The organism is Microbacterium sp. Bi128 (genome assembly GCF_918698205.1).
Map to the genome: position 1 here is coordinate 1 of NZ_CAKKMM010000122.1, position 10,607 is coordinate 10,607.

Consider the following 10,607-nt stretch of genomic DNA (forward strand, 5'->3'; position numbering starts at 1 on the left):
TGGTGGATGAGGGGCTCTTGACGAACTCGCAGAGCTCCTTCAGCTTCGCAAGCGCGACCTTGCTGTCGACGCCGAGCTCGGAAGCGATCTCGTGCACGCGTGGTTTTGCCACAATTCTCCTGTCTCAGGGCCTACCCCGGACAGGGCAGACCGTTAGTTGCGGACGGGTCTCATTTCGAGCCGTTCACTTCGTGTCCATAGCCGTTCAGCCGTTTCGCTGGAGGGTTGATTCGAAGGTCTGCGTGTCAAGCGGGCCTGACACACGCAATGCTCGTACGAAGGCGCGGCGTGCGAGAGCTTTCCCGACGCACGCGTCCGTCTCATGCACCCACGCACCCCGTCCCGGTAGAACCGCCCGCTCGTCTCTGACGAGGACCGATCCCTCCGCGACCACACGCAGAAGCGAGGATCGAGGGGCACGTGCGCGGCATCCGACGCACGTTCGTACTGGTTCCATCGTACACCTCGCCGTCGTCCGGGCGATCGGACGCTCAGTTGTCTTCGAGGATGCTGTCGGGCTGGATGTCGATCTTCGCCCCGGTGAGTTTGGCGGCCAGGCGGGCGTTCTGCCCTTCCTTGCCGATCGCCAGCGACAGCTGGTAATCGGGCACGAGGGCGCGGACGGCCTTGGTGGAGGCGTCCAGCACGAAGCTGGAGGTGACCTTGGCCGGCGACAGCGCGTTGGCGACGAACTTCGGCAGCTCGGCGTCGTAGTCGATGATGTCGATCTTCTCGCCGGCGAGCTCCTCGGTCACGGCACGGACACGGCGCCCGAGTTCGCCGATGCAGGCGCCCTTGGCGTTGACGGTCGGGTCGTTGGCCTTGACGGCGATCTTGGAGCGGTGGCCGGCCTCGCGCGCGAGCGACACGATCTCGACGAGCCCAGCGGCGATCTCGGGGACCTCGAGCGCGAACAGCTTGCGCACCAGACCGGGGTGCGTGCGCGACACGGTGATCTGGGGGCCCTTGTTGCCCTTGGACACCGACGTCACGTAGACGCGCAGACGCGAACCGTGCGCGTAGGTCTCGCCCGGGACCTGCTCCTCGGGCGGGAGGATCGCCTCGACCGTGCCGAGGTCGACGTGCACCATGCGCGGGTTCGGGCCCTGCTGCACGACACCGGCGACGATGTCCCCCTCTTTTCCGCGGAACTCGCCCAGCACCGCGTCGTCGGCGATGTCGCGCAGACGCTGGCTGATGACCTGCTTCGCGGCGAAGGCGGCGATGCGGCCGAAGTCGTCGGGAGCCTGCTCCTCCTCGCCGATCACGACATCCTCGTCATCGAGGACGGGCGTGAAGATGCCGACGTGGCCGGTCTTGCGGTCGAGCTCGGCGCGCGCTCCGGCGGGGATCTCGCCGCTGGGCGAGATGTGCTTGGCGTAGGCGGTGAGGATCGCCTGCTCGATGATGCGCGCGAGTTCGTCGAAGGGGATCTCCTTCTCGCGTTCGATCGTCTTCAGGAGTGCAAGATCGATGTCCATCGGGATCCTCCGTATTCAGCTCTCGTCGGCACAACCGGTACCGACAACCCTCCTACGATACCCGGGATGCCGCATCCCTCGCGACCCGAGGAGCGGTTCCGATCGGCGTCAGACGCGCTCGAGGGGATTCGCGGCGAGCTTGGCCTGCACTCCCCCGTCGACGAGCCGCCGCGCAGCCGTATCGGGCTTGCGCGCCGCCTGGTCCGCGACGCAGGCACCGAACTCCGCCGCGAGCGCGCCTCGCGGATACACCTCGAGGACCTCGCGCACGAACGTCGACGGCAGCGCGTCGGGCCGGGCGCCGGAGATGTCCAGCGCGGTCGCGGTTTCGAGCAGGTACCCCTCGGGGTCGAGCGCCGGGTCCACGCGCGGCCAGTTGTGGCGCACGATGACCTCGAGCACGCGCTCCCGCCGCGCCGATTCCCACCCCGCCCCCGCGGTGAGGGCGATGCCGACATGACCGCCGGCGTGCTCGTATGACAGGGTGTGGTTGTCGAACTCGGTCACCGTGCCGATGTCGTGCAGCACCGCGGCGACGTAGAGCAGCTCGTGGTCGATGCCCGAGATCCCGTCCACGCGCGCGAACGCCTCGGCCCACAGCCACGAGCGCAGGGCGTGGGCGGTGATCGCGGGCGACTGGTACTGCTGCGCCAGCGCGAGAGCGCCGCGAGCGGCGGCGGTGTCGGGGGCATGGCGGGGCTCCTTCGGGCGGGCGGACGGGGCCCGCTCCCCCACTCTCGCGTGCGCCGGCGCCGCGAACGGACGCCCGCCGGTCAGCCTTCGGCGTCTTCCTGCCAGAGCGGGACGGATGCCACGACACCGGGGTCGTGGCATCCGTCTCTGCTCAGTTGACGGGCGTCGCGTGCCAGATGCGGTCGAGGTAGTCGCGCATCGAGCGGTCGGACGAGAAGAAGCCGCTGCGGGCGACGTTGAGGATCGCCGAGCGCACCCAGCCGTCCTGATCGGCGTACGCGGCGTCAACCCGCTCCTGGGCGTCGACGTACGAGCCGAAGTCGGCGAGCGCCATGAAACGGTCGTCGTACAGCAGGTTCGACACGAGCGGCTCGAACACCGAACGGTCGCCGCTCGAGAACGCCCCCGAGGCGATGAGGTCGAGAGCCGCGCGCAAGCGCTCGTCGCGGTGGTAGAAGTCAGCGGGACGGTAGCCCTCGGCCCACAGCGCTTCGACCTCGGGCTCGCTCATGCCGAAGAGGAAGAAGTTGTCGTCTCCGACGAGCTGGCGGATCTCGACGTTCGCGCCGTCGTCGGTGCCGATCGTCAGTGCGCCGTTGAGGGCGAGCTTCATGTTGCCGGTGCCCGAGGCCTCCTTGCCCGCGAGCGAGATCTGCTCGGACAGGTCGGCGGCCGGGATGATGCTCTCGGCCAGCGTCACGTTGTAGTTGGCCGGGTACAGCACCTTCAGGCGGCCCTGCACGCGCGGATCGGCGTTGACGACCTCTCCGACGGCGTTGATGAGGTGGATGATGTGCTTGGCCATCGCGTACCCGGGCGCCGCCTTGGCGCCGAACAGGAACGTCCGCGGCTGCACCTGCTCGATCGGCACGCGACCGGAGACGATGCCGTCGTAGGCGCTCACGATGTGCAGGACCTTCAGCGTCTGGCGCTTGTACTCGTGCAAACGCTTGATCATCACGTCGAGCAGGTGCCCGTCGTCGATCGTCATCCCGTCGCGCGCGGAGAGCACGCGACCCAGGCGCCGTTTGTTGGCCGCCTTCACCGCGGCGAAGCGATCGCGGAACTCGGGGTCGTCGGCGAACGCCTCGAGCCCGCGCAGCCGCTCGAGGTCGACGGTCCATCCGGCCCCGAGCGTCTCGGTGATGAGCTCCGACAGGTCGGGGTTGGCCAGGCGCAGGAAGCGCCGCGGCGTGACGCCGTTGGTGACGTTGGTGAACTTCTCCGGCCACATCTGTGCGAAGTCCTTCAGCACGTTGTCGCGGAGCAGCTGCGAGTGCAGTTCGGCGACGCCGTTCACCTTGGATCCGGCGACGGTGGCGAGGTAGGCCATCCGCACCGAACGGAAGGGGTGCTCGCCGATGATCGACATGTCGCGGATGAGCATCTCGTCGTCGCCGAAACGCTCGCGCACCGCGAGGAGGAAGTCGTCGTTGATGCGGTAGATGATCTCGAGGTGGCGCGGCAGCAGTCGTCCGAGCAGGTCGACCGACCAGACCTCCAGCGCCTCGGGCAGCAGCGTGTGGCACGTGTAGGCGAAGCACTTCTGGGTGATGGCCCACGCGGCATCCCACTCCATGTGCTTCTCGTCGACGAGCACGCGCATGAGCTCGGGCACCCCGATGACGGGGTGGGTGTCGTTGAGCTGGAAGATCACGCGCTCCGGGAGCGTGTCGAGGTCGAAGCCCTCGGGCAGGACGTGCTCGATGAAGTCCGCGATCGAGGCCGCGACGAAGAAGTACTGCTGCTGCAGCCGCAGCTCCTTGCCCTGCGGCGTGGAGTCCTCGGGGTAGAGCACCTTGGAGATGTTCTCGGCGAAGGTCTGCGCGCGCACCGACTCGACGTAGTCGCCGGAGTTGAACGTGTGCAGATCGAAGGCGTTGGTGGCCACGGCGCGCCACAGGCGCAGGGTGTTGACCCGCCCGTTGTGGTAGCCGGGGACCATCATGTTGTACGGCACCGCCAGGACGTTCCAGTCCGGAACCCAGCGCGAGCGCTCGACGCCCTCGTCGACATAAGTCTCGGTGCGTCCGCCGAACGAGATCGTCTGCGCCGCCTCGGGGTGCGGGAAGTCCCACGGCGATCCCAGTCGCAGCCACGCGTCGGGCTGTTCGATCTGCTGTCCGTCGGCGAAGGCCTGGCGGAAGATGCCGTACTCGTAGCGGATGCCGTACCCGATGGTGGGGATGCTCATGGTGGCGAGCGAGTCGATGAAGCACGCCGCGAGACGTCCGAGGCCGCCGTTGCCCAGGCCCGGCTCGATCTCGAGGGCGCGCAGATCCTCGATGTCGATTCCGCACTGCGCGAGAGCCTCGGTGGCGATGTCGGTCAGGCGGGCCGCGAGCAGGTTGTTGTCGAGCTGACGTCCCAGCAGGTACTCGGCCGAGAGGTAGCAGACGGTCTTGGACTGCTGTCGCGCCTGCTGCGCCTGGTCGTCGAGCCAGCGCGCCATGAGGTAGTCGCGAACGGTCCCGGCCAGCGCCAAGTAGCGGTCGTTGTCATCGGATGCCGACAGCGCCACCCCCTGGTCGAAGTTCAGGTTCTGCAGGAAACGACGCACGAAGCCGTCGACCGACGCCGCGGGTGCGGCGACGGGCGCCAGCGCGAGCGGGTGGGTCGGGCGGAGCTCGGACGGGGAGGCGGTGTTGTCGGGCACGGTTCGACCGTAATGAGAACGGACGGCGAGCGCCAAGAGGCAACGGGATCGACACGAGATCGTCACCCTGACGCCGCACACGCCACGGGTCCACGGGTCAGCGCAGACCGCACACGTCCACGACCTGTGCGCGCCGCTCGATGAGCCCCTTGGTCCAGTCGTACAGCACGGGGAGGAACCGGGACTTCGGCAGGATCGGGCGCAAGTGGTCGTATCCGGCGTACGTCGCCCACCGGACCGGCTGCCCCTCGGCGCACAGCGTGTCGACGTACTCGCGCTGGAGGCGCGGGGGGATCACCTCGTCGTCGGCGCCCCACGCGACGAGCATCGGCGTCCCCAGGGGCTGGGTGATCGCGTTCTCGGCGAGGCGGCGTCCGAGCGCGCCGTCGGTGAGGTCGGCGGAGTAGAGGGGGCGGTCCTCCGAGACACCGAGGGCGGTGAGCACCGAGACCACGACTCCGGGCTCGCTCGGGCAGCGCTGCGTCATCTCGAGCACGATCGAACGCGACCCCTCGGCGATGTAGTCGTCGAGGTTCACGTCGGGATAGGTCTCGGAGTAGGGCACGAGCACCCACGAGGTCAGCACCGAGAGCATCGCGTTGGGCGGGCCCGACAGGAGTTCGCGCGCGAGCGCCGGCGGGTCGGCGACCGGGGCGACCACGGCGGTGCCGAGCACGTCGACGCCGGGCGCGTACTCAGGGGCGATCGCGGTGGTCCACAGCGCCGCGTGCCCGCCCTGCGAATGCCCCCACACGACCGTGTCGGGTGACAGCACGAGATCGGTGCGCAGTTCGCCCGTGGCCAGCACCGCGTCCAGCGACGACCGGGCCTCGCCCTCGCCGATCAGGTACGGGTAGGCGCCGGGTGCGCCTTGGCCGGAGAAGTCGGAGGCCACGACGACCCACCCCGCCTTCAGCGCCTGTTCCAGAGCCGGGATCGACCACCGGGTGGCCGACGCGTCACGCAGACTCGGCGCGCACCCCTGCGCGACTCCGGTGGTCCCGTGGTTCCACACGATGACCGGCCGCGGGCCGGGCGGAGGATCCTTCGGCACGATCACGAGGGCGCTCGCCACCGCGGGGCGGTCGACGGCGTCGCGGGTGGTGTACAGGATGCGAGTGGCGTCGCCGTTCTCGGGGGCCCGGCCGAGGTACGAGTCGGAGCGGATGAGTCGCCCGTGCCCCGAGGGGAGCTCGGCGGGCGGGTCGTAGAAGGCGTCGACGACGGGGGCGCCGTCCTGCAGCCAGTCGTTGAGGAACCATCCGCCGGCGGCAGTCGCCACCAGCACGAGCGACAGCGCGTACCGACCCGCGGCCGCCCAGCGCGACCGCGAGAGTCGACGGCGTGCCCGGCGCGCGGCATCCCCGCCGGTCTCCGTCGGACGCGGACGACGGATGCCGCGCGCCCCGCGCACCAGGATGCCGAGGCCGAACACGACCGTGCGCAGACCGAAGATCACCGCCAGCACGAGCACCGTGACATCGGGCCACGTGAAGGACAGCACGCCGAAGGCCAACTGGGCGATGCCCCATGCTCCACGCAGGATCCGGACGCTCGCCGGTCCCGGACGCAGGACGCTGCCGATCGAGGCGAGTCCGCCGATGATCAGCAGAACGGCCAGGACGGCGGGAAGGAGCTCGAGACTGCGGCCGAGCCAGACGAGCACCGCCAGACCGGCGAGGATCCACGCGCCGGCCACGATGCGCGGCCACACCCCGGCGGGCCGGCCGGCGATCTCGACCACGCCCGTCACGATCGCGCTCACGCCGACGTAGATCCCCAGCAGCGCGATCGAGGTGAGCGGGCGCGTGACGATGAGGACGCCCAGGACGACGACGACCGCCCCGACGATCAGCAGGACACGGGGCGGCGCATCGCGCACGAGTTCCGGGAGGGCGCTCCACCGCCGCGACAGGGGGCGGGGGCGTGCGGGCATCCGGCAATGATAGACAGCCCGCAGCACCCTCAGGCCCGCGGCGCCGCCCGGCGGTCAGTCCAGGTCGGGGTCGCGTCCCGTGCGCTCGCCGGTCTCGAGGTTCGCGATCGCGGCGTGATCGGCGGAATCCAGGACGAAGTCGAACACGTCGCCGTTCTCGCGCAGACGGTCCAGGGATACCGATTTCGGGAAGACGACGAGACCGCGGTCGAGGTGCCAGCGGATCACGACCTGCGCGGGAGTCTTGCCGTACCGCGCCGCGATGTCAGCGAGCACGGGCTCGTCGAGCAGGCCGCCGCGCGCGAGCGGCGCCCACGACTCGGTGACGATCCCGTGGGCGGCGTTCCAGTCGACCAGAGCGTTCTGCGGGAACCGCGGGTGCAGCTCCACCTGATCGATGACCGGCAGGACGCCCGTCTCGTCGCGGAGGCGCTCGATGTGGGCCGGCGAGAAGTTGCTCACGCCGATCGAGGTGACCCGCCCCTCCTCGCGCAGGCGTACCAGAGCGCGCCAGGTGTCGACGTAGCGGTCGGCGCTGGGGATCGGCCAGTGGATCAGGTACAGATCGACCCGGTCGAGACCCAGACGCTCGGCGCTCGCGTCGAACGCGCGGAGGGTCTCGTCGAAGCCGTGGTCGTCGTTCCACACCTTGGTCGTGACGAAGACGTCGTCACGTGCGACGCCCGAGGCGCGCAGCCCCTCGCCCACCTCGCGCTCGTTGCCGTACAGCGCGGCGGTGTCCACGTGCCGGTAGCCGGCGGCGATGGCTCCGGCGACCAGATCCGCGGTGACGTCCGCGGGCACCTTGTAGGTGCCGACCCCGAGCTGCGGGATCGACGAACCGTCGGACAGGGGCACGCGGGGCGCTGAGATCATGGCATCCACGCTATCCGCCGCCGGCGCGCACCGGGCCGAGGGTGGATCCGCGCGGCCCCTCACCCGCGAGACTGCATCCCGCCGACAACTCCGCGGCAGCGCGCAGGGGGTTTGTCGGCGGGATGCAGTCTCGGTGAATCGAGGGGCGGCTCAGCCCTGCAGTCGCGCGACGGCCTCGGCCACCGGAAGCGTCTCGCGCTCGCCCGAGCGGCGGTCCCACAGCTCCACTTCGCCGTCGGCGGCTCCGCGCCCGACGATGAGGATGCGCGGGATGCCGACGAGCTCGGCGTCACCGAACTTGACACCCGGCGAGACCTTGGGGCGGTCGTCGTAGAGCACGTCGAGTCCGGCGGCCTCGAGCTGACCGGACACGGATGCCGCGAGGTCGAAGGCCACGGCATCCCGACCCGTCGCCACGACGTGCACGTCGAACGGGGCGACCGCGGCGGGCCAGATGAGGCCCTTCGCGTCGTTGTTGAGTTCGGCGATGATCGCGAGGATGCGGGTGACCCCGATGCCGTACGAGCCCATCGTGACGGTCGCGAGCTTGCCGTTCTCGTCGAGCACCTTCAGGCCGAGGGCTTCGGCGTACTTGCGGCCGAGCTGGAAGACGTGGCCGATCTCCATGCCGCGCGCGAGCTCGACCGGACCCGAGCCGTCGGGGGCCGGGTCGCCCGGGCGCACCGAGGCGGCCTCGACGAAACCGTCGCCGACGAAGTCTCGACCCGCGACGAGCGAGTGCACGTGCTTCTGGTCGATGTTGGCGCCGGTGATCCACGCGGTGCCGTCGACGACGCGCGGGTCGAGGAAGTACCGGATGCCGGTCGCCGACTCCTCGCCGAGGACGGGGCCGGTGGGCGACCAGGGCCCGATGTAGCCCTTGACCAGCAGCGGGTGCTTCGCGAAATCGGCCTCGGTGGCGGCCTCGACTTCGGCCGGGGCGAAGGCCACCTCGACACGCTTGTCGTCGATGTCGCGGTCGCCGGGGATGCCGACGACGACGATCTCGCGCGTGCCGTCGAGGTGGGTGAGCGCGAGGACGACGTTCTTGAGCGTGTGCGCGGCGGTCCACTCCCCCGCCTCGGCGGTCGCGGGACCGGCGATGCCGGGGGCGGGGGCGTCGAGCTGGGCGTTGGAGTGGTCGACGAGCGTCGCGATCGTCGGGGTGTTCGGCGAATCGAAGATCACCGGCTCGGGCTGCCCCTCGATCGGCAGCGCCTCGGGCACGACCGTGGTGAACGCCTCGACGTTGGCGGCGTACCCGCCGGTCGAGCGCACGAAGGTGTCCTCACCGATCGGGGTCGGGTGCAGGAACTCCTCCGACTTCGACCCGCCCATGGCGCCCGCGTCGGCCGCGACGATGACGTACTCGAGACCGAGGCGCTGGAAGATGCGTTCGTACGCGTCGCGCTGCGCCTGGTACGAGGCATCCAGCCCGGCATCCGTCGCGTCGAACGAGTAGGCGTCCTTCATCGTGAACTCGCGACCACGCAGGAGACCGGCGCGAGGACGCGCCTCGTCGCGGTACTTGTCCTGGATCTGGAACAGCGTGAGCGGCAGGTCCTTGTACGACGAGTACAGGTCCTTCACCAGGAGCGTGAACATCTCCTCGTGCGTGGGGGCGAGCAGGTAGTCGGCGCCCTTGCGGTCCTGCAGGCGGAACAGCGCGTCGCCGTACTCCTCCCAGCGGCCGGTCTGCTCGTAGGGCTCACGCGGCAGCAGCGCCGGGAAGTGCACCTCGAACGCGCCCGCGTTCGCCATCTCCTCGCGGACGACGGTCTCGATCTTCGCCTTGACCCTCAGGCCCAGCGGCAGCCAGGCGAAGATGCCCGGGGCGTTGCGACGGATGTAGCCGGCGCGCACGAGCAGACGGTGGCTCGTGACCTCGGCATCCGAGGGGTCTTCGCGAAGCGTGCGGAGGAAGTAGTTCGAGAGACGGGTGACCACGAGAGTCGAGTCTAGAGCGGTGGATGCCAGGGGCTCCGCGCTCGCGCCGCGTTCCGCCGACCACCACGATCTAGGGTGAGCAGGTGCGCACCCGCTGGATCGTTCTTCTCACTTCCTCCGTCGCCCTCCTCGCGGGTGTGCTGGTCTGGGTCGGCATCGGTGCCGTGGGCGGCGCGAGCGGGTGGTACGGGACGGGGCACCGCCAGCCCGCGGCGGAGTCTTCCGGCGAGTTCGCCACGACCGGGACGTATGCCCTCCAGGGCGACGGCACGCTCACCCCGGAGCCGGAAGGGCGGGCGCGTGAGGTCTGGGACGACTTCGTGCGGGTCGCGACGCCCGCCTTCGTGGCATCCGATCTCACCGGATATCGCACGGGCGACGACTCCGGCAGCGACACCCTCGCCTACGTCACGAGCGACGAGAACGACTCGACGAAGTGGGTGTTCGCCGCGAACCTGGCCTACGCCGACGACGCCGACCTGCTGCTGTCCACGCTCGTGCACGAGTACGCACACCTGCTGAGCCTCGGCATCGACGATGTCGACCCCGACGCGACCGAGTGCGACACCGAATGGAGCGGTGCCGGGTGTCTCCTCCCCGACGCCGACCTGGAGCACTTCGCACAGCGCTTCTGGACCGGATACACCGACGCTCCCGCGCGCGACAGCGTCGACGCCGAGGTCGCGGCGGAGTTCTACCAGGCGCACGAGGAGGACTTCGTCAGCGAGTACGCCGCGACGAACGCCTCCGAGGACTTCGCCGAGACCTTCGCCACCTGGGTCGTCGAGCCCGACGGTGCGCGCGACTCGGTGATCGGCGAGAAGTTCGCGTTCTTCGACGGCCTCCCCGAGTACGCCGGCGCACGCGACCGGATCCGCGCGGAGTTCAGCCTCGGCTGAGCCGACGTAGCGTGGAGAGATGACCACGATCCTGCTGACCGGCTTCGAGCCCTTCGCCGGCGACGCCACGAATCCGTCCGGGGATGCCGTGCGCCGGGTCGCCGCCCGGTGGGAAGGAC

Annotated in this window: 9 protein-coding genes; 1 reads left to right on the forward strand and 8 read right to left on the reverse strand. The window is 69.9% G+C overall.

The annotated features are described in order from the left end of the window. The 8 genes from LQV45_RS35885 to LQV45_RS10950 all read right to left on the reverse strand — a co-directional run. Positions 1-112, reverse strand: a 112-nt coding sequence (locus tag LQV45_RS35885) for a translation initiation factor IF-2 N-terminal domain-containing protein (RefSeq protein ID WP_374208186.1), incomplete at its 3' end; no start/stop codon positions are given. A gap of 93 nt (positions 113-205) precedes the next feature. Then, entirely contained in the window at positions 206-457 is a 252-nt protein-coding gene (locus tag LQV45_RS10920) for a YlxR family protein (RefSeq protein ID WP_076490888.1), read from the reverse strand. Between the two features lie 34 nt (positions 458-491). Then, complete coding sequence (gene nusA, locus LQV45_RS10925; protein ID WP_138176965.1) at positions 492-1,481, reverse strand: transcription termination factor NusA; 990 nt, start codon at positions 1,479-1,481, stop codon at positions 492-494. Between the two features lie 108 nt (positions 1,482-1,589). Further along, complete coding sequence (locus LQV45_RS10930; protein ID WP_230007041.1) at positions 1,590-2,216, reverse strand: HD domain-containing protein; 627 nt, start codon at positions 2,214-2,216, stop codon at positions 1,590-1,592. Between the two features lie 109 nt (positions 2,217-2,325). Continuing rightward, positions 2,326-4,830: a glycogen/starch/alpha-glucan phosphorylase gene (locus tag LQV45_RS10935; RefSeq protein WP_230007042.1), complete on the reverse strand. Its 2,505-nt coding sequence runs from the start codon at positions 4,828-4,830 to the stop codon at positions 2,326-2,328. A 97-nt stretch (positions 4,831-4,927) separates the two neighbouring features. Further along, on the reverse strand, positions 4,928-6,766 hold the full coding sequence (locus LQV45_RS10940) for a lipase family protein (RefSeq protein ID WP_230007043.1): 1,839 nt from the start codon (positions 6,764-6,766) through the stop codon (positions 4,928-4,930). Between the two features lie 54 nt (positions 6,767-6,820). After that, positions 6,821-7,642 (reverse strand): aldo/keto reductase, encoded by an 822-nt coding sequence (locus LQV45_RS10945; RefSeq protein ID WP_230007044.1) that lies wholly within the window; start codon positions 7,640-7,642, stop codon positions 6,821-6,823. Between the two features lie 150 nt (positions 7,643-7,792). After that, entirely contained in the window at positions 7,793-9,589 is a 1,797-nt protein-coding gene (locus LQV45_RS10950; RefSeq protein ID WP_230007045.1) for a proline--tRNA ligase, read from the reverse strand. Positions 9,590-9,672: 83 nt separating this feature from the next. On the opposite strand from LQV45_RS10950, the gene LQV45_RS10955 reads away from it, so the two are divergent. After that, positions 9,673-10,488 carry an NADH:ubiquinone oxidoreductase subunit 4 (chain M) gene (locus tag LQV45_RS10955; protein WP_230007046.1) on the forward strand — a complete coding sequence of 272 codons (816 nt, stop codon included), beginning with the start codon at positions 9,673-9,675 and terminating at the stop codon, positions 10,486-10,488. Positions 10,489-10,607: the final 119 nt, after the last annotated feature.